General features: G+C 70.4%; 20 protein-coding genes and 5 tRNA genes. 8 read left to right on the top strand and 17 right to left on the bottom strand.

Features of this window, described 5'->3' with window-relative positions:
• Positions 1-135: 135 nt before the first annotated feature.
• From lon to D0Y53_RS09275, 9 genes are all read right to left on the bottom strand, one after another.
• Positions 136-2,550 carry an endopeptidase La gene (gene lon, locus D0Y53_RS09315; RefSeq protein ID WP_117202952.1) on the bottom strand — a complete coding sequence of 805 codons (2,415 nt, stop codon included), beginning with the start codon at positions 2,548-2,550 and terminating at the stop codon, positions 136-138.
• Between the two features lie 223 nt (positions 2,551-2,773).
• Positions 2,774-4,060: an ATP-dependent Clp protease ATP-binding subunit ClpX gene (clpX, locus tag D0Y53_RS09310; RefSeq protein WP_117202951.1), complete on the bottom strand. Its 1,287-nt coding sequence runs from the start codon at positions 4,058-4,060 to the stop codon at positions 2,774-2,776.
• Between the two features lie 139 nt (positions 4,061-4,199).
• Positions 4,200-4,826 carry an ATP-dependent Clp endopeptidase proteolytic subunit ClpP gene (gene clpP / locus D0Y53_RS09305; protein ID WP_117203006.1) on the bottom strand — a complete coding sequence of 209 codons (627 nt, stop codon included), beginning with the start codon at positions 4,824-4,826 and terminating at the stop codon, positions 4,200-4,202.
• A 67-nt stretch (positions 4,827-4,893) separates the two neighbouring features.
• Positions 4,894-6,216, bottom strand: coding sequence for a trigger factor (tig, locus tag D0Y53_RS09300; protein ID WP_117202950.1), 1,323 nt, complete (start codon positions 6,214-6,216; stop codon positions 4,894-4,896).
• A gap of 356 nt (positions 6,217-6,572) precedes the next feature.
• Positions 6,573-6,657 (bottom strand) — tRNA-Leu (locus D0Y53_RS09295).
• Between the two features lie 77 nt (positions 6,658-6,734).
• Positions 6,735-6,810, bottom strand: a tRNA-Lys gene (locus D0Y53_RS09290).
• A 31-nt stretch (positions 6,811-6,841) separates the two neighbouring features.
• Positions 6,842-6,918 (bottom strand) — tRNA-His (locus D0Y53_RS09285).
• 19 nt (positions 6,919-6,937) lie between these two features.
• Positions 6,938-7,014, bottom strand: a tRNA-Arg gene (locus D0Y53_RS09280).
• 41 nt (positions 7,015-7,055) lie between these two features.
• Positions 7,056-7,132, bottom strand: a tRNA-Pro gene (locus tag D0Y53_RS09275).
• A 145-nt stretch (positions 7,133-7,277) separates the two neighbouring features.
• On the opposite strand from D0Y53_RS09275, the gene D0Y53_RS09270 reads away from it, so the two are divergent.
• Positions 7,278-8,033 carry a Bax inhibitor-1/YccA family protein gene (locus D0Y53_RS09270; protein ID WP_117202949.1) on the top strand — a complete coding sequence of 252 codons (756 nt, stop codon included), beginning with the start codon at positions 7,278-7,280 and terminating at the stop codon, positions 8,031-8,033.
• Between the two features lie 146 nt (positions 8,034-8,179).
• On the opposite strand, the gene D0Y53_RS09265 is transcribed toward D0Y53_RS09270, so the two are convergent.
• From D0Y53_RS09265 to grxC, 3 genes are all read right to left on the bottom strand, one after another.
• Entirely contained in the window at positions 8,180-9,187 is a 1,008-nt protein-coding gene (locus tag D0Y53_RS09265; protein WP_117202948.1) for an isocitrate dehydrogenase, read from the bottom strand.
• Positions 9,188-9,318: 131 nt separating this feature from the next.
• Positions 9,319-9,711 (bottom strand): carboxymuconolactone decarboxylase family protein, encoded by a 393-nt coding sequence (locus D0Y53_RS09260; RefSeq protein ID WP_117202947.1) that lies wholly within the window; start codon positions 9,709-9,711, stop codon positions 9,319-9,321.
• Between the two features lie 97 nt (positions 9,712-9,808).
• A complete protein-coding gene (gene grxC / locus D0Y53_RS09255; protein WP_117202946.1) occupies positions 9,809-10,105 on the bottom strand; it encodes a glutaredoxin 3 in 297 nt (98 codons plus the stop codon).
• Positions 10,106-10,265: 160 nt separating this feature from the next.
• On the opposite strand from grxC, the gene D0Y53_RS09250 reads away from it, so the two are divergent.
• From D0Y53_RS09250 to D0Y53_RS09220, 7 genes are all read left to right on the top strand, one after another.
• Positions 10,266-11,861, top strand: coding sequence for a M48 family metalloprotease (locus D0Y53_RS09250; RefSeq protein WP_117202945.1), 1,596 nt, complete (start codon positions 10,266-10,268; stop codon positions 11,859-11,861).
• Positions 11,862-12,081: 220 nt separating this feature from the next.
• Positions 12,082-12,783 carry a phosphate regulon transcriptional regulator PhoB gene (gene phoB, locus D0Y53_RS09245; protein ID WP_117202944.1) on the top strand — a complete coding sequence of 234 codons (702 nt, stop codon included), beginning with the start codon at positions 12,082-12,084 and terminating at the stop codon, positions 12,781-12,783.
• A 49-nt stretch (positions 12,784-12,832) separates the two neighbouring features.
• The gene (gene phoR, locus D0Y53_RS09240; protein ID WP_117202943.1) at positions 12,833-14,173 is read left to right on the top strand and encodes a phosphate regulon sensor histidine kinase PhoR; all 1,341 of its coding nucleotides are present in this window, start codon (positions 12,833-12,835) and stop codon (positions 14,171-14,173) included.
• Positions 14,174-14,220: 47 nt separating this feature from the next.
• Positions 14,221-16,311 (top strand): polyphosphate kinase 1, encoded by a 2,091-nt coding sequence (ppk1, locus tag D0Y53_RS09235; protein ID WP_386724626.1) that lies wholly within the window; start codon positions 14,221-14,223, stop codon positions 16,309-16,311.
• Positions 16,312-16,319: 8 nt separating this feature from the next.
• Positions 16,320-17,867, top strand: coding sequence for an exopolyphosphatase (gene ppx / locus D0Y53_RS09230; protein WP_117202941.1), 1,548 nt, complete (start codon positions 16,320-16,322; stop codon positions 17,865-17,867).
• Positions 17,868-18,268: 401 nt separating this feature from the next.
• Positions 18,269-19,420 carry a glycosyltransferase family 4 protein gene (locus D0Y53_RS09225; protein WP_117202940.1) on the top strand — a complete coding sequence of 384 codons (1,152 nt, stop codon included), beginning with the start codon at positions 18,269-18,271 and terminating at the stop codon, positions 19,418-19,420.
• The gene (locus tag D0Y53_RS09220; protein WP_117202939.1) at positions 19,398-19,949 is read left to right on the top strand and encodes a phosphatase PAP2 family protein; all 552 of its coding nucleotides are present in this window, start codon (positions 19,398-19,400) and stop codon (positions 19,947-19,949) included. Before D0Y53_RS09225 ends, D0Y53_RS09220 begins: the two co-directional genes overlap by 23 nt.
• A 30-nt stretch (positions 19,950-19,979) precedes the next feature.
• Here D0Y53_RS09220 and D0Y53_RS09215 read toward each other — a convergent pair whose 3' ends face one another.
• From D0Y53_RS09215 to D0Y53_RS09195, 5 genes are all read right to left on the bottom strand, one after another.
• A complete protein-coding gene (locus tag D0Y53_RS09215) occupies positions 19,980-22,043 on the bottom strand; it encodes a S9 family peptidase (RefSeq protein WP_117202938.1) in 2,064 nt (687 codons plus the stop codon).
• The gene (locus tag D0Y53_RS12900) at positions 22,040-23,884 is read right to left on the bottom strand and encodes a hypothetical protein (RefSeq protein WP_158550634.1); all 1,845 of its coding nucleotides are present in this window, start codon (positions 23,882-23,884) and stop codon (positions 22,040-22,042) included. The genes D0Y53_RS09215 and D0Y53_RS12900 overlap by 4 nt, the downstream gene beginning before the upstream one ends.
• A complete protein-coding gene (locus D0Y53_RS09205) occupies positions 23,881-24,798 on the bottom strand; it encodes an ABC transporter ATP-binding protein (protein ID WP_117202937.1) in 918 nt (305 codons plus the stop codon). The genes D0Y53_RS12900 and D0Y53_RS09205 overlap by 4 nt, the downstream gene beginning before the upstream one ends.
• A 21-nt stretch (positions 24,799-24,819) precedes the next feature.
• On the bottom strand, positions 24,820-25,230 hold the full coding sequence (locus D0Y53_RS09200; RefSeq protein ID WP_117202936.1) for a GntR family transcriptional regulator: 411 nt from the start codon (positions 25,228-25,230) through the stop codon (positions 24,820-24,822).
• A 144-nt stretch (positions 25,231-25,374) separates the two neighbouring features.
• Complete coding sequence (locus D0Y53_RS09195; RefSeq protein WP_117203005.1) at positions 25,375-26,976, bottom strand: M20/M25/M40 family metallo-hydrolase; 1,602 nt, start codon at positions 26,974-26,976, stop codon at positions 25,375-25,377.
• Between the last annotated feature and the right edge of the window lie 14 nt (positions 26,977-26,990).

Raw genomic sequence — 26,990 nt, 5'->3', positions numbered from 1 at the left:
CGCGGCGCTTGGCGCCGGCGACGCGGTTGCATGCGTTATACCAGTCGGATTTTCGCCGCGCAACACGGAAAACAAGCACTGGCGCGGGTTTCAGCGATCGCGGTCGGATCGCCGCGAACACCGCATCGCGCCGCTTCAATGCTTGATGTCGGCCTGCACCGCCGGTTTGCCGGACTCGTGCGTCGCGTCCGGCAACGCGCCCGCAGGTTGCCGCGGCGTCAACGGACGTTCCAGCGCAAGGTCGAGCACCTCGTCGATCCAGCGCACCGGCACGATCTTCATCTGCTGGCTGACCGACTTGGGGATGTCGACGAGATCCTTGCGGTTCTCTTCCGGGATGATCACGGTGCGGATGCCGCCGCGCATCGCCGCCAGCAGTTTCTCCTTCAGTCCGCCGATCGGCAGCACGCGGCCGCGCAGGGTGATCTCGCCGGTCATCGCCACCTCGGCCCGAACCGGGATCTTGGTCAGGGTGGACACCAGCGCGGTCGCCATGGCGATGCCGGCGCTGGGGCCGTCCTTGGGCGTGGCGCCTTCGGGCACGTGCAGGTGCACGTCCTGCTTGGCGAGGAAGTCCAGGTCGATGCCGAGACGGTCGGTGCGTGCACGCACCACCGAAAGCGCCGCGGAGGCCGATTCCTTCATCACGTCGCCCAGTTGCCCGGTGAGGATCAGCTGGCCCTTGCCCGGCACCAGCGTGGATTCGATCTGCAGCAGGTCGCCGCCGACCTCGGTCCAGGCCAGGCCGGTGACCAGGCCGATCTCGTTCTCGGCTTCGGCGCGGCCGAAATCGAAGCGCTGCACGCCCAGGTACTTGTCGAGGTTCTTGGAGGTGACGTTGACCGCCCGCGGCCTGGCCCTGGGGCCGGCCAGCGCGAGTTCCTTCACCACCTTGCGGCAGATCTTGGCGATCTCGCGCTCCAGATTGCGCACGCCGGACTCGCGCGTGTAGTAACGCACGATGTCCTGGATCGCGCTCTCGGCGATCTTCAGCTCGCTGGACTTCAGTCCGTTGGCCTTGATCTGCTTGGGCACCAGGTAGCGCATGGCGATGTTGATCTTCTCGTCCTCGGTGTACCCGGGCAGACGGATGACCTCCATGCGGTCCAGCAGCGGGCCGGGAATGTTCAGCGAGTTGGAGGTGGCGACGAACATCACCTCGGACAGGTCCAGGTCGACCTCCAGGTAATGGTCGTTGAAGGCGTGGTTCTGCTCCGGATCCAGCACCTCCAGCAGTGCCGAGGACGGATCGCCGCGGAAGTCCATCGACATCTTGTCGATCTCGTCGAGCATGAACAGCGGATTCCTGGTGCCGGCCTTGTTGAGGTTCTGCACGATCCGGCCCGGCATCGAGCCGACGTAGGTGCGGCGATGGCCGCGGATCTCGGCCTCGTCGCGCACGCCGCCCAGCGACATGCGCACGAACTTGCGGTTGGTGGCCTTGGCGATCGACTGCCCGAGCGAGGTCTTGCCCACGCCCGGCGGGCCGACCAGGCACAGGATCGCGCCCTTCATCTGCTTCACCCGGGTCTGCACCGCGAGGTATTCGAGGATGCGCTCCTTGACCTTCTCCAGGCCGTAGTGGTCGGCGTCGAGCACGTCCTGCGCGGCCTTGAGGTCCTTGCGGATCTTGCTGCGCTTCTTCCACGGCACGCCCAGTAACCAGTCCAGGTAGTTGCGCACCACCGCGGCCTCGGCCGACATCGGCGACATCTGCTTGAGCTTGTTGAACTCGGCCTTGGCCTTGGTTTCCACCGGCTTGGGCATGCCGGCTGCGGCGATCTTGCGCGCGAGCTCGTCCAGATCGTTCGGCGCCTCGTCGATCTCCCCGAGCTCCTTCTGGATCGCCTTCATCTGCTCGTTGAGGTAGTACTCGCGCTGCGACTTCTCCATCTGCGACTTGACCCGGCCGCGGATGCGCTTTTCCATCTGCTGCACGTCGATCTCGCCGTCGACGTAGCCGACCAGCAGTTCCAGCCGGCCGAAGGTGTCGACGGTCTCCAGCAGCCGCTGCTTGTCGGCCAGGCGCACGCCCAGGTGCGCGGCGATGGTGTCGGCCAGGCGGCTGGGCTCCTCGATCCCGGACAGCGTCTGCAGCAGTTCCGGCGGCAGCTTGCGATTGCTCTTGACGTACTGCTCGAACAGGGTCATCAGCGAGCGTGCGACCGCCTCGATCTCGCGCGGTTCGCGCGAATCGACCGACTCGACCACCTCCGCATGTCCGACCAGGGTGCCGTCGCGCTCGCCGATGCGCTCCATGCGCACGCGGTCCACGCCCTCGACCAGCACCTTGATGGTGCCGTCGGGCAGTTTGAGCAGCTGCAGCACGGTGGCCAGCGTGCCGATGCGGTAGAGATCCTCGGCGCCGGGGTCGTCGGTCTCGGCGGACTTCTGCGCCACCAGCGCGATGCGCTTGTCGGCTTCCATCGCCAGTTCCAGCGCACGGATCGACTTGTCGCGGCCGACGAACAGCGGGATCACCATGTGCGGGAACACCACCACGTCGCGCAGCGGCAGCACCGGGACGGAGGTTTCAGGGTGGTCGGTCATGGCGGCTCCGGGGGGCAGGGGCAGTCTCGGACAGCGTGATCGGGCAGCCGGAAAACGATACCGGCCGGACGGTCAAGGCGGCGCAACGCGCCGACGTTCATGGTTATGGGGCTGGCGTGAAACGGTTGCAAGCGCCCGTCGTCGCCCTCGACTTGCACGGGCCGACGAACGCTTTGCAATCAGGGGCTTGCCACCTGAACCGGAGCCCGGCCGGGATCCGGCGCTATTCGCCGCTGGCGGCCTTGGGCGCCGGCGCCGGGGTCTGGTAGATCAGGTAGGGGTCGGACTTGTGCTCGATCACCGACTCGTCCACGACCACCTTGCTGACGTTCTCCAGCGACGGCAGGTCGTACATCGTGTCCAGCAGCACCGACTCGACGATGGTACGCAGGCCACGGGCGCCGGTCTTGCGCTTGAGCGCCTTGCGTGCGATCGCGGCCAGGGCGTCGGGGCGGAACTCCAGTTCCACGCCTTCCATGTCGAACAGCTTCCTGAACTGCTTGCTGATCGCGTTGCGCGGCTCGGTCAGGATCCTGACCAGGGCGGCCTCGTCCAGTTCCTCGAGCGTGGCGACCACCGGCAGGCGGCCGACGAACTCGGGGATCAGGCCGAACTTGATCAGGTCTTCGGGCTCGACCTCGGCCAGCACCTTGCCGACCTCGACCTTGCGCTCGGAACTCTTGAGCTTGGCGCCGAAGCCGATGCCGCTGGCGTCGGTGCTGCGCTGCTGGATGATCTTGTCCAGCCCGGCGAAGGCGCCGCCGACGATGAACAGGATGTTGCGGGTATCGACCTGCAGGAACTCCTGCTGCGGGTGCTTGCGCCCGCCCTGCGGCGGCACGCTGGCCACGGTGCCCTCGATCAGCTTCAGCAGCGCCTGCTGCACGCCCTCGCCCGACACGTCGCGGGTGATCGACGGGTTCTCGCTCTTGCGCGAGATCTTGTCGATCTCGTCGATGTAGACGATGCCCTGCTGCGCCTTCTCGACGTCGTAGTCGCACTTCTGCAGCAGCTTCTGGATGATGTTCTCGACGTCCTCGCCGACATAGCCGGCTTCGGTCAGCGTCGTGGCGTCGGCCATGGTGAACGGCACGTTGAGCAGCCGCGCCAGGGTCTCGGCCAGCAGCGTCTTGCCCGAACCGGTCGGGCCGACCAGCAGGATGTTGGACTTGGCCAGCTCGACGTCGTCGTTCTTCTGCCGGCTCTCGATCCGCTTGTAGTGGTTGTAGACCGCCACCGCGAGCGTCTTCTTGGCGCGGGCCTGGCCGATCACGTACTGGTCCAGCACCTCGAGGATTTCGCGCGGCTTGGGCAGCGAACTGCGCGCCGACTGCGCCTTTTCCTCGAGCTCCTCGCGGATGATGTCGTTGCACAGCTCGACGCATTCGTCGCAGATGAACACGCTCGGGCCCGCGATCAGCTTGCGGACCTCGTGCTGGCTCTTGCCGCAGAACGAGCAGTACAGGATCTTGCTGCTGTCGCCGGATCGGCCCTGACGGTCTTCGCTCATTCCCCAGTCACCTGCTGCAGCCGCGGTTGCGGCCCGAGAATAGCACAGGGGCCCGGCATCCCCGCCAGGCCCGCTGCACACAATGAAAGTCGTTTACGATCAGGATCTTGCGTGATTCTGAAGGTCTGCGCGGCCGTACTCAAGCCGGCTGGATCGAGTCTTCCGGACGGCGTTCGAGCACCTGGTCGATCAGGCCGTAGTCGCGCGAGGCCTCGGCGCTCTTGAAGTTGTCGCGCTCGGTGTCGCGGGCGATGGTGTCCAGCGCCTGCCCGGTGTGCTTGGACAGGATCTCGTTGAGGCGCTGCTTCATCGACAGGATTTCGCGGGCGTGGATCTCGATGTCCGTGGCCTGGCCCTGGAAGCCGCCCAGCGGCTGGTGGATCATCACCCGCGAGTTCGGCAGCGCGTAACGCTTGCCCTTGCTGCCGGCGGCCAGCAGCAACGCGCCCATCGAGGCGGCCTGGCCGACGCAGATGGTGCTCACGTCCGGCTTGATGAACTGCATGGTGTCGTAGATCGCCATGCCCGCGGTGACGATGCCGCCGGGCGAATTGATGTACAGGCTGATGTCCTTCTCTGGGTTCTCCGCCTCGAGGAACAGCATCTGCGCGACGATGACGTTGGCGACGTGGTCGTCGATGCCGCCGACCAGGAAGATCACCCGCTCCTTCAGCAGCCGCGAGTAGATGTCGTACGCGCGCTCGCCGCGGCTGGTCTGTTCGACCACCATCGGCACCAGGTTCAGGGCTTTGGTCCGGTTGTCCACGTTTGCCACCTGTCTGTCTGCTGGGAAGTCCGCGCACGACGCGCGGACCCTTGCGAAGGGACTCGCCTTACGGGCCGATGGCTTCCTGGAAGGTCAAGGCCTGCTCGGTGTGCTGCGCGCGCTCGGCGATCCAGTCGATCACCTGCTCTTCCATCGCCCGCGCCTGCAGCCCGGACATCAACTGGGGATCGTTGCGGTACAACTCAATGACCTGCTGCGGCTCCTCGTAGGTGGAGGCGATCAGGCGCAGCAGTTCGTTCAGGCGCTTGGGATCCAGGCGCAACTCGTTGCGGCGCGCGACCTCGCCCACCAGCAGCCCGACCAGGACACGCTTGCGGGCGGCATCCAGGAACGGCTCGTGCGCATTGTCCGGCAGCGCGGCGATCTGCTGGCCCTGCTGGCGCGCCTGCTGCAGCGCCTGCTGCGCCATGCCGCGAGCCTCCTGCTCGACCAGCCGCGGCGGCAGTTCCACCTCCGCATAGGCCGCGACCAGCTGCTCGCCGACCTCGCGCCGCAGGCGGTTCATCAGCGCGCCCTTGAGCTCGCGCTCCAGGTTGTTGCGGATCTCGGTGCGGAACTGCGCCAGCTCGCCGCTCTTGACGCCGAAACTGCGGATGAATGCGGGATCCACCTCGGGCAGCACCGGCTCCGAGACCTGCTCGGCCTTCAGGTGCACCTGCACCGTCCTGCCGGCCAGCTGCGGCACCCGCCACTGCTCCGGAAACACGACCTCGATGGACTTCTCCTCGCCGGCGGACATGCCGGTCAAGGCGGCCTCGATCTCCGGCAGCATGGCGCCGCTGCCGATCACGTCGACGCCGCGCTCCACGCCCTGCGCGGGCAGGCGCTCGTCGCCGGCCTGCGACCAGGTCTCCACATCGACCGCGTCGCCTTCGCGCGCCGGCCGCGTGACCGCGCTCCAGCTGCGACGCTGCTGGCGCAGGTTCTCGATCATGCGGTCGATGTCGGCCTCGGCCACCTCGGCGCTGTGGCGCACGACCTGCAGCTTGGTCACGTCGATCTCGCCGAATTCCGGCACCAGCTCGAACGTGGCCACGTAGGACAGTTCGCCGGCGCCGGCGTCCGCGTCCGCCGGCTCGATCCGCGGGTTGCCGGCGATGCGCAGCGCGTTGTCGCGCACCGCCTCGTCGAAGCCCTCGCGCAGCAGCCCGTCCAACACCTCGGCGCGGACCTGCTGGCCGTAGCGCTGCTCGACCACCTTGGTCGGCACCTTGCCCGGTCGGAACCCCTTGATCCGGGCCGTGCGCGCGATCTCGCGCAGGCGGCCACCGACCTGGTTCTCCAGGCGTTCCGCCGGGAGACGGAGGGTCATGCGGCGTTCGAGGCGCCCGACGGATTCGACCGAAACCTGCGTATCTGAAGCTGGCATACCCACTCCTGCGACCGTGGCTCCGGGCCACGGCGAAAGTTACATTGATTTGTCGGACCGGCGGCCGGGCGGCATCGACACGCGTCCGGAAGCGGCGGAACGCGCTAGTTTGGCCGATTTGCCGGCCCGCCGCCAGCACGGCCGCGCCGCCTTTCCCGGCGCGTCGGCGCCCGACGCGGCACGCTGCGGAGGCGGGGCCCGGCCCAGCCCCGGCTTCTGGCCCCCGGCCCCGGCGCCGGTCCGGCGCGCGCGCCGGAAATGCCGACTTGCAGGCAACCGGCGCGGAAGCCGGCGCCCGCGCGCAAGCCGATAGCAGGCTTGGATGCGCACATCGAGACGCCAGGCCAGCGTCCTGCTGGTGCGAAAGGGGGGACTCGAACCCCCACGCCTTGCGGCACTGGTACCTAAAACCAGGGCGTCTACCAATTCCGCCACTTTCGCGATCGCCGCGATTCTACGGCCGTGCGGCGGGAGCGGCACGCAAAAAAACGCCCGGCGCGGGCCGGGCGTTTCACGGGTGGTGGGCCGTCAAGGATTCGAACCTTGGACCTATTGATTAAGAGTCAACTGCTCTACCAACTGAGCTAACGGCCCGTGCAAAAAATTGTACCAACAAAACCGGATCTGGGGTGGCTGAGGGGACTCGAACCCCCGACAACTGGAATCACAATCCAGGACTCTAACCAACTGAGCTACAGCCACCATTGGGACGGTCGAACGATGGCGCGCCCGGCAGGACTCGAACCTGCAACCACCGGCTTAGAAGGCCGGTGCTCTATCCGGTTGAGCTACGGGCGCCCTGGCCGGATTGTCGCACCCCGGGCCCGGACGGGCCGGGATGGTCGGGGTAGAGGGATTCGAACCCCCGACATCCTGCTCCCAAAGCAGGCGCGCTACCAGACTGCGCTATACCCCGCGTGGAACGCTCCCGCGGCGCGCCAACGCTGCGAAAGGCCGGCTATTGTCCGGAGCCGGCGCAGGCGTGTCAACGCGCGGCGCGACGCCGGCCCGGGATGTGTATGCTCTGGCCCCGACCTTTCCACGGCACGAGCGAGAGTCCCATGCGCAGCGGCAACCCGGCATTGAGCGAATCGACCTTCCTGGACCTGGGCTCCGGCACCGTGGTGCGCCACGACGCCAGCGCCATGAGCCTGAACGGCACGGTCAACAAGACCGCGTTCCTGCTGGTGGTGGTCCTGGCTGCGGCGATGTTCACCTGGAGCAAGGCCTACGCCGGCGGCGGCGCGGGCCTGATGCCCTGGGTGTGGGGCGGCGCCCTCGGCGGCCTGGGGCTGGCGCTGGTCACGGTATTCAAGAAGACCTGGGCGCCGGTCACCGCGCCGCTGTACGCCGCGGCCGAAGGCCTGTTCATCGGTGCGATCTCGGCGGTGTTCGAGCAGCGCTTTCCGGGCATCGTGATGCAGGCGGTCGGGCTCACCTTCGGCACCCTGGCCGCGCTGCTGCTGGCCTACCGCAGCGGCCTGATCAGGGCGACCGAGAACTTCAAGCTGGGCGTGGTCGCCGCCACCGGCGGCATCTTCCTGCTGTACCTGGTGCAGATGGGCCTGCAGCTGTTCGGCTTCCAGGGCATGAGCTTCATCCACGACAGCGGCTGGGTCGGGATCGGGTTCTCGGCCGTGGTGGTGGTGGTCGCGGCGCTGAACCTGGTGCTGGACTTCGACTTCATCGAGCAGGGCGTGGAACACGGCGCGCCCAAATACATGGAGTGGTATGCCGCCTTCGGCCTGCTGGTGACCCTGGTGTGGCTGTACCTGGAGATCCTGCGGTTGCTCGCCAAGCTGCAGTCGCGCGACTGATCCGCGCATCCCCCGGACACGAAAAAGGGCGCCGCGAGGCGCCCTTTTCGTTGCCGCGCGCCCGCCGGCAAGCGCAGCGCTGGCGGCGCATTGCGGGCGACGGCGCGAACGCCCGACGGCAAGGCGCCGGCGATGCCGCGCCGCGCTTACAGGCGGCCGGCGATCGCCCGGGCGAAAGCCATGGTGTTGCCGCTGCCGCCCAGGTCCGGCGTCAGGGAATCCTTCGCCTCCAGCGTGGCGACGATCGCCGCGCGCAGGCGGGTCGCCTTGTCCGGCATGCCCAGGTGGTCGAGCATCTGCGCGGCGCCCAGCAGCAAGGCGCACGGATTGGCCTTGCCCTGCCCGGCGATGTCCGGCGCGGTGCCGTGCACGGCCTCGAAGATCGCGGCGTCGGTGCCGATGTTGGCGCCCGGCGCCAGGCCCAGGCCGCCGACCAGGCCGGCGCACAGGTCGGAGATGATGTCGCCGAACAGGTTGGTGGTGACGATGATGTCGAACTGCTCCGGGCGCATCACCAGCTGCATGCAGCAGTTGTCGACGATCAGCTCGTTGCAGGCGATGTCCGGGTACTGCGCGGCGACTTCGCGCGCGACCTTGAGGAACAGTCCCGAAGTCGACTTCAGGATGTTGGCCTTGTGCACCACCGTGACCTGCTTGCGGCCGGTGCGCCGCGCCAGGTCGAAGGCGTAGCGGACGATACGCTCGGAGCCGCGGCGCGTGGTCTTGGTGATCGAGGTGGCGGTGTCGCCGTCGGCCGACAGCTCCTGGCCCTCGGCACTGTAGGCGCCCTCGGTGTTCTCGCGCACCGTGATCAGGTCCACGCCCGAGGGGAAGCGCGACCTGGTATTGGGGAACGACTTGGCCGGGCGCACGTTGGCGTACAGGTCGAAGCGCTTGCGCAACTCGACGTTGATCGAGGAGAAACCGCCGCCGACCGGAGTGGTCAACGGGCTCTTGAGCGCGACGCGGTTGCGGCGGATCGAGTCCATGGTCGCCGCGGGCAGCAGCTCGCCGGTCTTTTCCAGCGCGGCCAGGCCGGCGTCGGCGAATTCGTACGCGAGTCCGACCTGCAGCGCTTCGAGCACGTGCAGGGTGGCCTCCATGATCTCCGGGCCGATACCATCGCCGCGGATGACCGTGATCGTCTGGGTCATGTGCAATATCCGAACAGGGAAGCACCGCGCGAACACGCGGCGCCAAGGGGGAAAGGCAGCCCGTCATTATGCCAGATGCGCGCGGCCGGCTGGCCGCTGGTGCCGGCCGCTGGTGCCAGATCCGGTCGACGTCAGCCGTGTGCGTGCGGGTCCGGGACCGCGGCGGCGCCGCCTTCCAGCCGGTCCAGGAAATCCACTGCCCGGCGCAGATGCGGGATCACGATCGAGCCGCCCACCACCAGCCCGACCGAGAACGCCTCGAACATCTCCTGGCGGCTCACGCCCGCGTCCCGGCACTGGGCGACGTGGTAGCTGATGCAGTCGTCGCAGCGCAGCACCAGCGAGGCGACCAGGCCCAGCAACTCCTTGGTCTTCACGTCCAGCGCGCCGGCCTGGTAGGTCTGGGTGTCGAGCGCGAAGAAGCGGCGCACGACCTGGTTGGGCTCGGCCAGGATGCGTTCGTTCATGCGCTGGCGGAACGCGGTGAACTGCGCGATGCGATCGTTTTCGTCGTTGCCGCTCATGTCTCCCCCCGTGGGCCGGGTCCAGGCCCCGCGCCGATTCCAGTCCTGCCGCTTCCGATCCGCGCTCCGGCGCGCGGCTGCCGCGCTCGCGGCCGGCTTACGCCGCTTCCGCCGCCAGCAGCGGTTCGAGCTTGCCGGCGCGGTGCAGTGCCATCATGTCGTCATAGCCACCGACGTGGGTCTGGCCGATGAAGATCTGCGGCACGCTGGTGCGCCGGGCCCGGGCGATCATGCGCTCGCGCTCGGCCGGATCCAGGTCGATCCGCACCTCGTGCCAGGCCAGGCCGCGGCTCTTCAGGAAATTCTTGGCGGCCGTGCAGTAGCCGCAGGTGGCCGAGGTGTACAGGGTGATCAGGGGAGTTTCGGCATCGCCGGGACCGGGTTGCGCGCTCAAGGAGATTCTCCGAAGTGGAAACTTGCCGGATGGACAGAGGTCCAATATGGGCCCGGCCTGCACGCTTTTCCAGTCGACGCCGCGCCCCGCGGATTAACCGCGGGTTCACGCCGGCGCCGGTGGCGCCGGGCATCCTCCAGCTTTCGCCTGTCGAGCCCGCATGCGCCCTGCCTACGCCGCTGCCGTCCTGACCCTCGCCGTCGCCGGCCTGCTGCTGCCTGCGGCCGGCGCCCGGCCGCAGGACAGCCGCCTGCCCGACATCGGCTCCTCGGCCGGCAGCGTGCTGTCGCCGGCACAGCAGGCGCAGTACGGCGCGATGACGCTGAGCCAGCTGCGCAACTACGGCTACACCCTCGACGACCCGCTGCTGGCCGGCTGGCTGCAGACGCTCGGCGACCGCCTGGCCGCCTCCAGCGACAAGCCCCGGGAGCCCTTCACCTTCTTCATGCTGCGCGAGCGCCAGATCAACGCCTTCGCGACCCTGGGCGGCTACATCGCGGTCAACGCCGGGCTGGTGCTGGCGGCCGACAGCGAGGACGAGGTCGCGGCGGTGGTGGCGCACGAAGTCGCGCACGTGACCCAGACCCACGTGCTGCGCGCGGTCGAACGCGCCCAGCGCGACAGCGTCCCGATCCTGCTGGCGATGCTGGGTGCGATCGCGGTGGCGCAGAGCAGCGGCGGCAACTCCAGCGACGACGCGACGATGGCGGCGGTGATGTCGGCGCAGGGCCTGCTGGCGCAGCGCCAGATCGACTACACCCGCAGCAACGAGGCCGAGGCCGATCGCATCGGCATCCGCACCCTCGCCCGCGCCGGTTACGACCCCACGGCCATGGCCGGCTTCTTCGAGAAGCTGCAGTCGGTGGTGCGCAGCAACCAGGGCGGCGACCGCGAGCGCACCCCCGACTATCTGCAGACGCACCCGGTGACCACCACCCGCATCAGCGAGGCGCGCGACCGCGCCGGGCGGATGGCCGGCGCGCAGCGGCCGTTCGTGCCGGTCGCCGCGGCCAGCGACAATCCGCTGCTGCCGGCGTCGCTGCGGATCGCCGCCGGCGCCGGCGCGGGCGGCGCCAGCGGCCAGTTCCCGTGGGCGCGCGAGCGCCTGCGCGTGCTCAGCGCCGACACCCCGGCCGCGGCCGTGCGCGAATACAACCGCATCGCCCGCGCCGGCGCACTCGACGATGCCCAGCGCTACGGGCTCGCACTGGCGCGGCTGCAGGACGGCCAGGCCGCGGCCGCGGCGGCCGAGCTGGAGCCGCTGCTGGCTGCCCACCCCGGCGACCTGTGGCTGACCCTGGCGCTGGCCCAGGCCGAGGCGCGCGCGGGCCGGATCGCCGCCGCCGACGCCCGGTTCGAGGCGCTGGCGGCGCGCCTGCCCCACAACCGTGCGGTCGCGCTGACCTACGCCGGCATGCTCAACGAGCGCAACACCACGGCCGCGGGCAGGCGCGCGCAGGCGCTGCTGCGGCCGTTGCTGGCCAGCGCCGCGGACGATCCGGTGTTCCAGCAGACCTTCGCCCGCGCCAGCGAAATCGCCGGCGACCCGGTCCGCGCCGGCGAAGCCTGGGCCGAGGCCGCCTACCTCAACGGCCGCCCGGAACAGGCACTGGTGCAGCTCAACATCCTGAAAAAGCGTGACGACGTCGACTACTACGCCCGCGCCCGCATCGATGCCCGGATCGCGGCGATCACGCCGACGGTGCTGGAGCTGCGCCGCCAGGGCATCCGCGACGAGGACCTCGACCGCAGGTAGCCAACGGCGGCTACCCGTCGATTGCGCCTCGTTACTCATCCGGTTGGGCTGCAATCCCCCGGCCTTCGCACAACCGCTGATTTCGGTTCTTCTCCCAGCCAAGGGAGAGCCGGGGTCGGATTGCATGCATTGCCGCGACCCGACGGGCCCGGCGCACTGTCACCGGGCAGTCACAAAACTGTCGTCTAATGCCGGCACCCGGAGCCGTGACCGCACTGCCATGCAGAAACGCATCCTGATCGTCGACGACGAGCCCGCGATCCGCGACATGGTCGCCTTCGCCCTGCGCAAGGGCGACTACGACCCGGTCCACGCCGGCGACGCCCGCCAGGCGCAGGCGGCGATCGCCGACCGCGTCCCCGACCTGATCCTGCTGGACTGGATGCTGCCCGGCACCAGCGGTCTGGAGCTGGCGCGGCGCTGGCGCAAGGACGCCCTTACCCGCGAGGTCCCGATCATCATGCTGACCGCGCGCGGCGAGGAGAACGACCGCGTCGGCGGTCTCGAAGCCGGGGTCGACGACTACGTGGTGAAGCCGTTTTCCGCACGCGAACTGCTGGCGCGGATCCGCGCGGTGCTGCGCCGCGCGCGCGAGGACGACGAGCACGGCAGCATCGCGGTCGGCGCGCTGCGCATCGACGGCGCCGCGCACCGCGTGTACGCACGCGTGGACGACCGCGAGGAGCCGGTCGCGATCGGCCCCACCGAATACCGTCTGCTGCATTTCTTCATGACCCATCCCGAGCGCGTCTACACCCGTTCGCAGCTGCTCGACCACGTCTGGGGCGGCAGCGTGTACGTCGAGGAACGCACGGTGGACGTGCACATCCGCCGCCTGCGCAAGACCCTGGAACCGGCGCGGCTGGACCCGATGGTGCAGACCGTGCGCGGCGCCGGCTACCGTTTCTCCGCCGCGACCTGATCCGCGGCAGCAGCGGCCACGCAGCGTCGCGACCGCCTAGACTAGCCCCATGCCGCCCCACACCCGCTCCGCCTGGTTCAAGACGCTCGGCCTGCTCGCGCTGGTGCTGGCGCTTGCGCTGGCGACGGGCCTGCTGCTCGGGCACGTCGGGCTGGTGCTGGCGCTGGCCGCGCTCGGCGTGGTCGCCTGGCACTACTGGAAACTGCGCGGCGTGCTGCTGCGGCTGACCGCGCGCCGGCGCATCGCCCCGCCCGCGGGCGACGGCGTCTGGAACGAACTCGACCACCTGCTGTACCGCGGCCAGCAGGAAATGCGCGACCGCAAGCGGCGCCTGATCGGGATGCTGCGCGCCTACCGCGCGGTCGCCGACGCGCTGCCCGACGCGGTGGTGGTGGTGGAACGCAACAGCCAGCGCATCGCCTGGTTCAATGCCGCCGCGACCCGGCTGCTGGGCCTGCACTATCCGCGCGACATCGCCGCGCCGCTGGGCGAACGCCTGCAACCGCTGCCGATCGCGCACTGGCTGGCCGCCGGCCGCAACGCCGAACCGCTGACCGATACCGCCTCCCCGGGCGATCCCGACCTGCGCCTGAGCCTGCGCCTGATCCCCTATTCCGAGGACTTGTGGTTGCTGGTCGCACGCGACATCACCCGGCTGACGCGGCTGGAACAGATGCGTCGCGACTTCGTCGCCAACGTCTCGCACGAGCTGCGCACCCCGCTGACCGTGGTCCACGGCTACCTGGAAATGCTGGACGAAAGCGGGCTCGATCCGGCCGCGCAGCAGGAATGGGCGCCGATGCTGGCGGAGATGCGGCGCCAGTCGCAGCGCATGACCCAGCTGGTCGAGGACCTGCTGACGCTGTCACGGCTGGAAGCGCAGGACGCGCTGGTCGACGAGGCGGTGGCGATGGCCCCGCTGCTGGCCACGCTCGGGCGCGAGGCGCAGGCGCTCAGCCAGCAGCGGCACGCGATCACCGTGGAAGACGGCGCCGGGGTCGACCTGTGGGGCTCGACCCGGGAACTGCACAGCGCGTTCTCCAACCTGGTCGGCAACGCGGTGCGCTACACCCCGGCCGGCGGCAGCATCGCGATCGGCTTCGCGCGCGCGGCCGACGGCGGCGCGGTGCTGTCGGTGCGCGACAGCGGCTACGGCATCCCCGCCACGCACCTGCCGCGGCTCACCGAGCGCTTCTACCGCATCTCCACCAGCCGCTCGCGCGAGAGCGGCGGCACCGGCCTGGGCCTGGCGATCGTCAAGCACGTGCTGGGCCTGCACCAGGCGCGACTGGAGGTGACCAGCGAGGTCGGACGCGGCAGCACCTTCTCCTGCCATTTCGGCCCCGAGCGGGTGCGCCCGCGCGGGCACGACAGCTGGAGCGAGGCATGAGCCGGCGCCCGTCCGCAGCGCCGGCGCGCGCCACCCGCCGCACGCGCGTGCCGGCGTCCGCGGTCGCCGACGCCACGGCGCCGGACGATCCGCTGCGCGATCCGGCGCTGCACGCCAACCGCGAGCTGTCGCAGCTGGACTTCAACTTCCGGGTGCTGGCGCAGGCGCAGGATCCAGCGGTGCCGCTGCTGGAGCGGCTGCGATTCTTGTGCATTTCCTGCACCAACCTCGACGAGTTCTTCGAGATCCGCGCCGCCACCGTGCGCCACGCGCTGGACTTCAACACGCCGCCGGGACCCGACGGGCTGCCGCCGGCGGTGGTGCTGCGGCGCATCCACGACCGCGCCGCGGAGCTGGTGCAGGCGCAGTACCGCTGCTGGAACGAAGTGCTGCGCCCGGCGCTGGCGCAGGCCGGGGTGCGGGTGCTGGCGCGCGATCACTGGAACGCCCGGCAGACCCGCTGGCTGCGCGCCTATTTCCGCGACGAGATCATGCCGGTGCTGTCGCCGCTGGGGCTGGATCCGGCGCATCCGTTCCCGAAGATCCTCAACAAGTCGCTCAACATCGTGGTCGTGCTCAAGGGCCGCGACGCCTTCGGCCGCGCCGGGCACCTGGCGATCGTGCGCGCGCCGCGTTCGCTGCCGCGGATCATCCAGCTGCCGCCGAAGGTTTCCGGCGGCGAACACGACTTCGTGTTCCTGTCGGCAGTGCTGTCGGCGTTCGTCGACGAGATGTTCCCGGGGATGGAGGTCAAGGGCGCCTACCAGTTCCGGGTCACCCGCAACTCCGAGCTGATCGTCGACGAGGAGGAAGTCGAGAACCTGGCGCTTGCCCTGCGCGACGAGCTGGTCGGGCGCGGCTACCTGCGGGCGATGCGGCTGGAGATCGCACGCAATTGCCCGAAGCCGATCGTGCGCACGCTGCTGGAGAACTTCGAGCTGCCGGAGGAGGCGGTGTACCGGATCGACGGCCCGGTCAACCTCAATCGCGTGATCCAGGTCTACGACCTGGTGCAGCGCCCGGAGCTGAAATACCCGCCGTTCCAGCCGCGCAAGCTCGCCGGCAGCGACGCGATGTTCGAGCGCGTGCGCGAGGGCGACGTGCTGCTGCACCACCCGTTCGACGCCTTCGCCCCGGTGCTGGAGCTGGTCAAGCAGGCGGCCGAGGATCCGAACGTACTGGCGATCAAGCAGACCCTGTACCGCACCGGCAAGGACTCGGCGATCGTGGAAGCGCTGGTGCAGGCGGCGCGCAACGGCAAGGACGTGACCGCGGTGGTGGAGCTGCGCGCGCGCTTCGACGAGGAAGCCAACCTGGGTTTCGCCGACCGCCTGCAGGAAGCCGGGGTGCAGGTCGTGTACGGCGTGGTCGGCTACAAGACCCACGCCAAGATGCTGCTGGTGGTGCGCCGCGAGGGCCGCCAGCTGCGCCGCTACGTGCATCTGGGCACCGGCAACTACCATGCTGGCACCGCGCGCGCCTACACCGACATCGGCCTGATCACCGCCGACCCGCAGATCGGCAGCGACGTCCACCAGGTCTTCCAGCAACTGTCCGGGCTGGCGCCGGCGACCCGGCTCGAGCGCCTGCTGCAGTCGCCCTTCACCCTGCACGCAGGGGTGCTGGCGCGGATCGAGCGCGAGGCGCGGCATGCGCGCGCGGGGCGGCCGGCGCGCCTGGTCGCCAAGATGAACGCGCTCAACGAGCCGCAGGTGGTGCGCGCGCTGTACGCCGCCTCGCAGGCCGGGGTGTCGATCGACCTGATCGTGCGCGGCGCCTGCACCCTGCGCCCGGGCGTGCCGGGGGTGTCGGACAACATCCGCGTGCGCTCGATCGTCGGCCGCTTCCTCGAGCACAGCCGCGTGTACTGGTTCGGCAACGACGGCGACCCGGAACTGTTCTGCGCCAGCGCCGACTGGCTGGAACGCAACCTGCTGCGCCGGGTCGAGGTCTGCTTCCCGATCCTGCCGCCGGAGCTCGCGGCGCGGGTCGTGGACGAGGCCCTGGACAACTACCTCGCCGACAACCTCAACGCCTGGGAACTGCAGGCCGACGGCCGTTACCGCCGGCTGGCGCCGGAGGCCGACGCCATGCCGCACTCGGCGCAGGCCACGCTGCTGGCCAGGCTCTGCGGCTGAGCACGCGCATGCGCGACGGCCCGCACACCCACCTGCACCGGCACTCGGCCGCGCTGCCGCTGCAGGACGGCGATCTGCTCGCCGCCATCGACCTGGGCTCCAACAGCTTCCACATGGTGGTGGCGCGCTACGTGCTCGGGCAGCTGCGCATCGTCGACCGCCTGCGCGAAATGGTGCGCCTGGCCGAGGGCCTGGACGGCCAGGGCCGGCTGACGCCGGCGGTGCGCCAGCGCGCGCTGGCGTGCCTGTCGCGCTTCGGCCAGCGCCTGCACGACATCCCTCCGCAGCGGGTGCGCGCGGTCGCGACCAATACCGTGCGCGCGCTGGCCGCGCCGCAGGCGTTCCTGGTGCCGGCGGAAACCGCGCTCGGGCACGCGATCGAGGTCATTTCCGGCCGCGAAGAAGCGCGCCTGATCTACCTGGGCGTGGCGCACGCGCAACCGCCCCGTCCCGGGCAGTTGCGGCTGGTGATCGACATCGGCGGCGGCTCCACCGAATGCATCATCGGCAGCGGCCTGGACGCGGTCGAGCGCGAGAGCCTGCAACTGGGCTGCGTCGCCACCACCGCCCGCTTCTTCGGCGACGGCAAGCTGGGCAGGAAGCGCTGGAAGGCGGCGCTGCTGGAAGTGGGCGCGCAGTTCCAGCAGTTTGCCGGCGTCTACCGGCACCTGGGCTGGCAGGAGACGCTGGGCGCCTCCGGCACGATCAAGGCGGTCGGCGAGATCTGCGCGGCGATGCAGCTGACCAAGGGCGCGATCACCGCGCAGGCGCTGCCGCAGGTACGCGAACGCCTGCTCGACGCCGGTCGCATCGACGCCATCGCCCTGCCGGCGCTGTCGGCCGAGCGCCGCCCGATCATCGCCGGCGGCGTGCTGGTGCTGGAAGCGGCCTTCGCCGCGCTCGGGCTGGAGCGGATGGCGGTGAGCAAGGCGGCGCTGCGCGAGGGCGTGCTGTACGACATGCTCGGCCGCGGCGGCGCCGACGACCCGCGCGACGCCTCGGTGCAGGCGCTGATGCAGCGCTACGGCGTCGACCCGGTGCAGGCCGCGCGCGTGGCCGACACCGCGCTGCAGCTGTTCGATCGCGTCTGCGGCGACTGGCAGCTCGACCCCGACGACCGGCTGATGCTGGCCTGGGCCGCGCGCCTGCACGAACTGGGCCTGGCCATCGCCCACAGCCAGTACCAGGTGCACGGCGCCTACGTACTGCAGCATTCCGACATCGCCGGCTTCTCGATGCAGGAGCAGCGGGTGCTGGCGGCGCTGGTGCGCACGCACCGCCGCGGCGTCCCGAAAGCGGCCTTCGAGCTGCTGCCCGAGCGTCTGCTTCTCCCTACCCGGCGCAAGGCCGCGCTGCTGCGGCTGGCGGTGCTGCTGCACCGCTCGCACGAAACCGCCGCCCTGCCCGAACCGCGCCTGCACGCGCATGGCGACAGCCTGGTACTGACGCTGCCCCGGCGCTGGCTCGAGGCGCGGCCGCTGCTGCACGCCGATCTCGCCGAGGAACCCGAAGCCTTCGCGGCGCTGGGGATCGCCTTGCGGGTCGAGACCGCCTGAGCGCCCCTTCGTCCCGCTTGCGGGACCGCTTCGCGCTCGAAGGAGCTGATGGGGGCGTGGCGCGGGTGCGGACCGCACGGCGCGGCAGGAGCTCGCCGCTCCGCCAGCCCCTCACCCGCCTTCGGCAGCTGCTCCCCGCAAGCGGGGAGCAGGAACGGCCTCACCCGTCCCGCCGGCAGCGAGAAGGAGCGGCCTCACCCTCGTCCCGCTTGCGGGGAGGGACCGCTTCGCGCAGCGAAGCAGGGTGAGGGGTGTGTGGCGCGGTCGCGGATCGTACAGGGACCGCGCTACATGCGGCCCGAACGCGGGTGAGGGGCGCAAATCATGTCATCGCGCGGTCATCGCACCGCCATCGGCGCTTCATGCCGCCGGCGCAGCCTTGGCGAAACCGGGGCCGCCGCATGCGCTACGCGATCGTCAGCGAAACCTATCCGCCGGAAATCAACGGCGTCGCCCTGACCGTGCAGGGGCTGGAACAGGGCCTGCGCGCGCGCGGCCACAAGGTCTCCCTGCTGCGCCCGCGCCAGGCCGGCGAAACCGCGACGGGCCTGGCGCACGAATGGCTGCTGCGCGGCGCGCCGCTGCCGCGCTATCCGGGGCTGCGCTTCGGTTTGCCGGCGACGCGCCGTCTGCTGGCGGCCTGGCGGACGGCGCCGCCCGACGCGATCTACGTCGCCACCGAAGGCCCGCTGGGCTGGTCGGCGCTGCGCGCCGCGCGGCGCCTGGGGATTCCCGCGGCGACCGGCTTCCACACCCGCTTCGACGCCTACATGCGCGCCTACGGCGTCGCCTTCCTCGAGCGCGCCGCGCTGCACTGGATGCGGCGTTTCCACAACGGCGCCGACGCCACCCTGGTGCCGACGCGCGAATTGCAGGCCCTGCTGCAGGCGCGCGGCTTCGCCAACGTGCTGCGGCTGCCGCGTGCCGTGGACACGCAGCTGTTCCGCCCGCAGCACCGGGACCGCGCATTGCGTGCCGCCTGGGACGCCGTCGGCGAGGCGCCGGTCGCGATCCATGTCGGCCGCATCGCCGCGGAGAAGAACCTCGCCCTGGCCGTGCGCGGCTTCCGCGCGCTGCAGCGCGAACGCCCGGATGCGCGCCTGGTCTGGGTCGGCGACGGCCCCGAGCGCGCGCGGCTGGCGCGCGAGCATCCGGATTTCGTGTTCTGCGGCGTGCAGCGCGGCCAGGCGCTGGCGCGGCATTTCGCCAGCACCGACCTGTTCCTGTTCCCCAGCCGCAGCGAGACCTTCGGCAACGTCACCCTGGAAGCGCTGGCCAGCGGCGTGCCGACGGTGGCGTTCGACTACGGTGCCGCACGCGAGCACCTGCGCGATGGCGTGCACGGCGCGGCGGTCGCCGACGGCGACGACGCCGGCTTCATCGCCGCCTGCGTGCGCATCGGCAGCGACGACGCGCTGCGCGCGCGGCTGCGCGGGGCGACGCCCGCGGCGGTCGCGGGCTTGCGGCCGGAGCGGGTCGCCGCCGATTTCGACGCCATCCTGCAACGGTTGCAGCGCGCACGGAGGCCGGATGCACGCGCCGCCACTGCATGAGCGCCTGCGCGCCGGCGAGCGCGGCTGGTGCCTGCGGGCCAATGGCCTGTGCGCGCGCCACGGCCTGCGCGTGTTCTTCGGCGCGAGCAGCCGTCTCGGCGACGGGTCGTTCTGGTACGGCTTGATGGCGCTGCTGGTATTGCTCGACGGGCGCGCCGGCGTGTCCGCCTCGCTGCACCTGGCCGCCACCGGCGCGATCGCGCTGCTGGTCTACAAGCTGCTCAAGCGCTGGACGCGGCGGCCGCGGCCGTTCGCCAGCGACGTGCGCATCCGCGCCTGGGTGGCGCCGCTGGACGAGTTCAGCTTTCCGTCCGGACACACCTTGCATGCGGTCGCCTTCAGCCTGGTGGCGCTCGCGCACTACCCGGCGCTGGCGTGGTTGCTGATCCCCTTCAGCGCCAGCGTCGCCGTCTCGCGGGTGGTGCTGGGGCTGCACTATCCCAGCGACGTGCTGGCCGCGACCGCGATCGGCAGCGCGCTGGCCGGTCTGTCGCTGTGGCTGGTGCCGGGGGTGTCGCTGTTCGTGTGAACGTGGCTGGCACGGCGCGCGAGACGCGGATCAGCGTTTCTTCAGCGCCGCGAACTCGGACCCCGCCAAGCGCAGGTTCTTGCGCAGGTACGCGCGCAACTCGGCATCGGGCGCCTCGGGCGCGTCCCCGCCCAGGTGCGCGTGCAGCATCGCCAGCATCAAGTAAGCGTAGGCCGCGCGCGGGACCGGCGCGACCGGCGAATGGCCACCGCCCGGTTCCACGTACAAGCTGGCCTGCTTACCGAGTTGCTTCAGCCGCGCCACGTAGTCGATGACACCGCGCGCGGCGACGGTGCGGTCGGCGCCGCCGGCCATCACCAGCAGCGGCCGTCGCATCCGCGATGCGTTCGCCAACGGCGATTGCGAATGCAACCGCGCGTAGGTCGCGGGGTCCGACGGATCCATCTTCAGCGCGCGCAGCGTCAGCGCCAGCGAGCGGTCCGGCAACGCGCCCTGGTCGCCGGAAGCCACCAACCAGCGCATGCCCCAGGCCAGGTCGGGCGGCGGCGAACCGGCCACGCCGACCTTGAACAACTCCGGCTGGAACGTCACGCCCAGCAACGCCGAATAGCCGCCGAACGAATGCCCGACGATGCCGACGCGTTGCGGATCGCCGATGCCCTGCGCCAGCAGGTAACGCACGCCGTCCGTGATGTCCTGCTGCACGCGACCGTTGCCGTAGTCGCCGTGCGGAGCGAAGGTGTAGTCGCGCCCGTAGCCGGTCGAGCCGCGGAAGTTGGTCTCGAAGACGGCGTAACCACGGTTAGCGAGCAACTGCGCGATCGCGTCGTAGCCTGGCTGGAAATGATTGATCGGACCGCCGTGCACGTTCGCCACCAGCGGCGCGCGCGCCGGGTCCGCGCCGGGCGGCAGCAGCAGGAAGCCGTGCACGCGTCTGCCGTCGGACGCGGTGTAGTCGAAAGCGATCTTGTGGGCGAGCGCGGCCTCCGGCAGCGGGCGCCGCGCGAGCGCGCCATCGGCCAGGATGGTGCGCAACTGGCCGGTCGCGGGATCGTACAGGTGCCAGCGCGCGTCGCGCAGCGTGCTGGCGCGCTCGGACACCAGCCAGCGCGGGTGCGGGCCGCCGGCGACGTCGATGCCGATGTCGCGGCCCGGGAAGCGCGCCCGCAGCACGGCGACCCCGGCCTGCGCAGGCCCCAGCCCGTAGGTCGACGGCACGCTGCTGCGATAGCTCGCGACCAGGGGTTCGGAACCGGAAGGATCGAGTACGACCTCGTCGAGGTCTGCCTCGCCCGTCGGGTCGGCGTGCAGCGTGCGCAGCGTGCCGTCGAGGTCGAGTCGCAGCACGCGTCGCAGGTTGCCGCCGGTGTCGCCCGCAAGCAGCAGGCCTCCGTCGCGCGCGACGCCCAGCAGCATGCCGCTCTCCATCGGCGCCATGCGCCGCAGTTCGCGCAGCCGGCCTTTGGCTTCCACCGCGGCGATTGCGTCGTGGTCGCCCATGAACCGGGAGAGCGCGACCAGACGGCCACGCGCGTCGGTGGCGACGTCGTGCACCCAGTGCGCGTCCTCCCACAGCTGCGTGCGATGCCCGCGCGTATCCATGCGCACGATGCGCCAGCGCTCCGCGATGCCGCTGCGGATGCGTTCGCGCAGGATCACGGCGGCTGGCTGCGACAGGTCGACCTGCATCACCCGGCGCTCGGCCGGACCGAGCAGCGGCACGCGGATGCCGGCGCCGGTCGCGATCTCCAGGGTCGACAGCGAACGCTGCGCGAACACGAACAGCCAGCGCCCGTCGCGCGACCAGCGCAATTGTCCGGCCTGCGTGCGGGGCACGAGTTGGCGCGCCGCGCCGCCGTCGGTGGGCAGCAGCCAGAGGCTGCGCGACTCGCCCTCGTTGCGCAGGTAGGCGACGTGGCGGCCATCGGGCGACAACTGCACCACTGGCAGCGACGGCGACGCCAGGAAGGCTTCGCGCGACTGGCGCGGCGCCGGCGCGCGGGCGCGTTCGACCGCGACCGCCGCGCGCAGCGCCGCGGCGGCGTCGGCACTGGCGGCGCGCACGGGCACGGACGCGGCGAACAGCAGCGTCGCGCCGACGAAGCCCGCGAGCAGCTTCGCGATCGTCCTCATTGCGCGCTCCCCGCTAGCGCGGCGGCGGCGCGCGCCCGCGCCGGTGCGGCTGCCACGTCGCGCTCCGCCGCGGGATACAGCAGCCACAGGCTCGCCAGCGCCGGCACGCCGATCACGCCGCAGGCCAGCACCCAGGTCCACCGCGCCAGCGGCGTGAACGTGCGGCGCCGGGTGAGCGCGATCGCGCCAAGCAGCGACAGCAAGCACAGCACACCAGCCAGCACCACGATGCGGCGCGGCGGCGGCGGGATGTCGCCCGCATCCAGCGGATTCGGCGCGGCGAACGCGCTCCGCAGCGACAGGCACAGCTCGCGTAGCGCCGGCGACAGCCACCAGTTGCGCATCGTGTAGGCCAGCGGCAGGTCGAATGACAGCCCGCGCCTGGCCACTTCGTGCACGCGGCCCTGGCCGTCGATGCGCATCACCTGCTGGTAAGGCACGGCCTCGCCCGCCCAGGCGCCGTTGCCGTAGTCGAAGGACACCAGGTAGCCGTCCAGCAGCTCGATCAGCTCGGCGCTGCCGAGCCTGCCGATCGGCGCCGGCAACGGCATGCGCAACACCGGCTTCAGTAGGTCGAGCGTATTGGCCGCCTCGCGCCCCGGGTACACGTACAGCGCGCGGTCGCTGAGCACGATGACATTTTCGCCGGCGGCTTCCGGCGTGCTGGCGAAGACTTCGCCGACCGGCAGGCGGACGCGCGGGAACACGCGCTGCTGGTCCTCGTCGTACTGGTAGGCGACGGTCGGCGTGGCCAGGTAACCCCCGCCGATCGGCATTGCCGGCCCCGGGAACGGCGCGTTGCCCTCGCCCACGCCGAGTTCGCCGCGCGGCCGGCCGTCGAGCGAGCCGCGGCCGACGAAGCGCAGGCGATCATGGCTGAACACCCACCTCACCGGCCGCTGTGATTCGTCAAACTCCAGCGGCTGCATCGTGCCGGTCAGCTGGTTGCGCCGCGGCAGCTCGCGCATCGGATACAGCACGAACACGTCCGACAGCGCGACCTGCTCGCGCCACAGCGGTGCCTCGGCGTCGCGGCTCGACGCCAGCCCTGCCAGCAGGCGCTCCTTCGGCTCCATGCGGGCGGACTGGATGTATCCATCTGCCGCCGGCTGGCCGCCATTGAGCGGGTGCTGGCCGATCGCGGTCAGGCCGATCTCGTAGCCGGTGCCGAGCATCCACAGCAGGAAGTAGACGCCCACCTGCACCGGCAGCGCCGTCGCCGTCACCGCGAGCGGATGCCGCGGCGGCTCGTCGAGCTGCGGCTTGAAGGCGATACCGACGAGCACGGCGAGGATCAGCAGCATCAGCGCCTGCACCGCAAGCGCGGCTACGCCCGCCGCCTGGGTGAACAGGAAGGCCGCCGGCAGCAGCGCCGCGGCGGCCGACCAGCGCCGGTTGGCGAGCATGGCGTATGCGCCGGCGAGGTAGCCGCAGCAGGCGACCAGCAGCGCCGCCACCGGCAGCAGCCAGTGACGCATATCGACCACGCGCGCGGTCAGCGCTTCCTGGTAACCGGCGATCGCGAAGATCGGCAATGCGACCGCGATCGCCAGCACCACGCCGCCTGCACCGCAGAGCGCGCCGGCGATGCGCAGCCGGTGCAGCGGCCGGTGCAGCAGGTTGAGCCAGTGGTTGGCGCGCCGGTACGTACCCATCTGGTACAAGCCCAGCAGCAGGCCGGCGATCGCGTAGATCATGCCGAAGACCTGGTACACCAGCTTCGGCTGCTGCGCCAGATCGACCAGGCGCGCCATGAAACCGAGGCTGACGACGTGGATCGCCGCGGCCGCGATCGCCCAACTGCGGAAGCGCAGCAACTCGCCCCTGAACAGGTCCTTCATCGCAGGTCCTCCCGGGCCGGTGCCGCGTGGTTCTTCGCCAGGAAGCCGTTGACCGCGCGGTCCAGGCTTACCGGCATGCTCTGCATCGATCGCGCACCGGCGGCGCGCAGGAATTCGCCGAAGCTCTCGTCCTGGTCGAGCACGATGTAGTGCTGCAGGCCGTCGAGGCGCTGTTGCTCCAGCAGGCCCGGCACGCTGCTCGGATCCGGGCCCTTGAACGGGATGTCGGCAACCCAGTGGCTGACGCGCGCGCGGAAGTCGTCGGGCGCGGACATGCTCACCAGCCGACCATGCTCCAGGATCACCAGGTTGTCGGCGACGCGCTCGACTTCCTCCATCTGGTGCGAGCAATAGATCACCGTGCAATCTTCGGCGGCGTTGGAATACAGAAGCGATTCGAGGAACGCGCGCTTGGCGACCACGTCGAGGCCGAGCGTCGGTTCGTCGAGCACCAGCAGCTCGGGCGACTGCGCCAGCGCGAGCGCGAGGTTGAAGCCGGCGCGTTCGCCACGCGACAGCTGGCCCACCTTCTGGTCCAGCAGCACGTGGTAGTGGCCAATGACCTCGTCGAAGGCATCCTGGCGCCAGCGCGGGTACTGTTGGCGCTGCATCGCGGCCACCGCGCCGGTCGTCATCCAGCCGGGCAGCGTGTGCTCCTCGTTGACGAAGCCGATGCGCGCGCGATCCTGCGGCCGCAGCGCGTCGCTGTCGCGGCCGAGGATGCGCGCTGCACCGGAGGTCTGCGGCATGAAGCCGAGCAGGATCCGGAACAGCGTGGATTTGCCGGCGCCGTTGGCGCCGACCACGGCGTGGATGCGGCCGCGCGGGATGCGCAGGTCGAGCGCGTCGAGCGCGAGCTTGCGGCCGTAGCGCTTTGTCAGCATGCGGGTTTCGATGACGTAATCGTCGGTCATGGGTCTTCTTTCCGGTCGGGGTCAGGCGCTCTTGCGGGGCGCCAGCGCGAGAAATTCGTGGTGCAGGCGCGCCTGCACCTCGTCAGGCGCGAAATCGAGGGCGATCACGTCGTGCAGGAAGCGCTGGATCGCCTCGTCGAGCCGGCGCTCGCGCTCGGCGTCGCTCAGCCGCTGCCGCGGCGGGGCCACGTACAGGCCCAGGCCCTGGCGCGCATCGAGCCAGCCTTCGGCCGTGAGCTCGGCGTAGGCCCTGGCCACGGTGTTGGGATTGATCGTGAGCTGCTGCGCCAGGCCACGCACGCTGGGCAGCTGATCGCCTGGTTCGAGTTCGGCGGTGGCGATCTTCATCCGCACCGCATCGACGATCTGCTTGCTGATCGGGCGCGGATCGCCGGTGGCGATCTGGATCATCAGGGCCTGGGGACGGGCCATCGGCTACTCCGGTTCCGTACTAACTGTACTATGTACATTAGTACAGTGGGTACGAAAGCCTTTGTCAAGCCCCTTCCCGCACGCCTCTGCCTGGCGGGGCAGCGGCGGCCGGGGCGACGGCAGCTGCCGTCGCCCCGGTGGCGGTCACTGTGCCGGCAGCGCCTTGCGCGGCAGCTTCTGCTCGCGCATCGCGGCGTGGTAGACGACGCTGGCGACGATCGCCGCGGCCTGCTTCATGTCTTCCGGCGACACGTGGTCGTAGGTGTCCAGATTGGTGTGGTGGACGTTGGTGGAATAGTCCAGCCGATCCTGCACGAACTGGAAGCCGGGCAGCCCGACGCGGTCGAAGGAGATGTGGTCGGTGCTGCCGGTGTTGCGCGACACCACCACCGTGGCGCCGACGTCGGCGAATGGCTTGAGCCAGGCCTCGAAGATCGGCATCGCCGCCAGGTTCTCCTGCGCGTAGATGCCGCGGATGCGGCCGGAACCGTTGTCCAGGTTGAAATAGGCGGAGAACCTGTCGTAGGCGGGCTTGCGCTGCAGCGCGCCGCGATTCTCGCGCAGGAACGACGGCAGATCCTTCTGCGCCGGATCGCTCGGCTGCGGATACGCGGCCAGATGCTGGGCCACGTAATCGCCGGAGCCCACCAGGCCCTGCTCCTCGCCGCTCCACAGCGCCACCCGGATCGTGCGCCGCGGCCTGGCGCCCACCGCCTTGAGGATGCGCATGGCCTCCATCATCACCGCGACGCCGGCGCCGTTGTCGGCCGCGCCGGTGGCGGTGTGCCAGGAGTCCATGTGCGCGCCCAGCATCACCACTTCATTGGCGCGCGGGCCGCTGCCGGGGATCTCGGCGAGGGTGTTGTAGCCGGCGCGGTCCTCCGCGGTGGTGAAACGCGAGTCCGCCTGCAGCCGCAGGCGCACGCTCTGGCCCTCCTCGAGCGCACGCATCACCTGGTTGTAGTGCTCGGCGATCATGCCCAACTCCGGCACCCCGACCGCTTCGCCGGCCTTGCGCGAACCGCCGCCGGTGGCGCGGACGATGCCGTTGTCGCGATCGCTGATGCTGATCGCGGCCAGCGCGCCCTGCTCCACCAGGAAGCGGCGCACCGCCTGCGCCAGGTCCTGGCGCTCGCGGTATTCCTTGATCCGCCGGGCGCGGTCGTCGCGGCGGTCGGCGGGTACCGCGAACTCCTGCAGATCCTCGAGGCTGGCCTCGTCGTGACGCTGGAAATCGGCCTCGGTACCCGGCTTGTACGCGCGCAGTTCGTCCAGGAATACGATCCTGCCGCGCAGCTTGCCCGCGTACTTCTCCAGATCGGCCTTGGTCTTGAAGGCGACGGCGATCGCCTCGCCCTCGACCGGGCCGTCGGTGCCGGGGGTCCAGGCCTTGGGCAGCGCGAACAGCGGCAACGCGCGCGGCGCCAGCATCTCGACGCTGGCCTGGCTGAATTCCCAGCCGCGGCCGAAGTCTTCGAATGCCTCGTCGTGGACGTTGGCCAGCCCCCAGCCTTCGAACTTGCCGCGTGCCCAGGCATTGGCCTTGTCCATGGCCGGCGAGTTGGTCAGGCGCGGGCCGATGCCTTCGGTCAACTCGCCCAGGGTCTGCATCACCTGCGAGTGGTGGAAGGCCTCCTGGCGGATGCGGCTGACCATGTCCAGGTCCACCGGCTCGGTCGATTGCGCGGCTGCGGTGCCCAGCAGCATGAAGGCCGTGCATGCGGCCAACAGGTATCGCTTCAAGATCTCGCTCCCCAAGG

Origin of the sequence: Cognatiluteimonas weifangensis (assembly GCF_003416885.1) — a bacterium.
In the GTDB taxonomy this organism is placed as follows: Bacteria; Pseudomonadota; Gammaproteobacteria; order Xanthomonadales; family Xanthomonadaceae; genus Cognatiluteimonas; species Cognatiluteimonas weifangensis.
Note: the sequence above shows the minus strand (reverse complement) of the source record. Positions and strands in the feature narration are given on the sequence as shown.

Coding starts and splice junctions, on each gene's coding strand:
- lon (WP_117202952.1), bottom strand. CDS start 2,550: ATGACCGACCACCCTGAAACCTCCGTCCCGGTGCTGCCGCTGCGCGAC.
- D0Y53_RS09265 (WP_117202948.1), bottom strand. CDS start 9,187: ATGACCCAGACGATCACGGTCATCCGCGGCGATGGTATCGGCCCGGAG.
- D0Y53_RS09250 (WP_117202945.1), top strand. CDS start 10,266: ATGCGCCCTGCCTACGCCGCTGCCGTCCTGACCCTCGCCGTCGCCGGC.
- D0Y53_RS09215 (WP_117202938.1), bottom strand. CDS start 22,043: ATGAGGACGATCGCGAAGCTGCTCGCGGGCTTCGTCGGCGCGACGCTG.
- phoB (WP_117202944.1), top strand. CDS start 12,082: ATGCAGAAACGCATCCTGATCGTCGACGACGAGCCCGCGATCCGCGAC.
- D0Y53_RS09200 (WP_117202936.1), bottom strand. CDS start 25,230: ATGGCCCGTCCCCAGGCCCTGATGATCCAGATCGCCACCGGCGATCCG.
- D0Y53_RS09270 (WP_117202949.1), top strand. CDS start 7,278: ATGCGCAGCGGCAACCCGGCATTGAGCGAATCGACCTTCCTGGACCTG.
- D0Y53_RS12900 (WP_158550634.1), bottom strand. CDS start 23,884: ATGAAGGACCTGTTCAGGGGCGAGTTGCTGCGCTTCCGCAGTTGGGCG.
- D0Y53_RS09225 (WP_117202940.1), top strand. CDS start 18,269: ATGCGCTACGCGATCGTCAGCGAAACCTATCCGCCGGAAATCAACGGC.
- tig (WP_117202950.1), bottom strand. CDS start 6,216: ATGCCAGCTTCAGATACGCAGGTTTCGGTCGAATCCGTCGGGCGCCTC.
- D0Y53_RS09220 (WP_117202939.1), top strand. CDS start 19,398: ATGCACGCGCCGCCACTGCATGAGCGCCTGCGCGCCGGCGAGCGCGGC.
- phoR (WP_117202943.1), top strand. CDS start 12,833: ATGCCGCCCCACACCCGCTCCGCCTGGTTCAAGACGCTCGGCCTGCTC.
- ppx (WP_117202941.1), top strand. CDS start 16,320: ATGCGCGACGGCCCGCACACCCACCTGCACCGGCACTCGGCCGCGCTG.
- clpX (WP_117202951.1), bottom strand. CDS start 4,060: ATGAGCGAAGACCGTCAGGGCCGATCCGGCGACAGCAGCAAGATCCTG.
- D0Y53_RS09260 (WP_117202947.1), bottom strand. CDS start 9,711: ATGAGCGGCAACGACGAAAACGATCGCATCGCGCAGTTCACCGCGTTC.
- D0Y53_RS09205 (WP_117202937.1), bottom strand. CDS start 24,798: ATGACCGACGATTACGTCATCGAAACCCGCATGCTGACAAAGCGCTAC.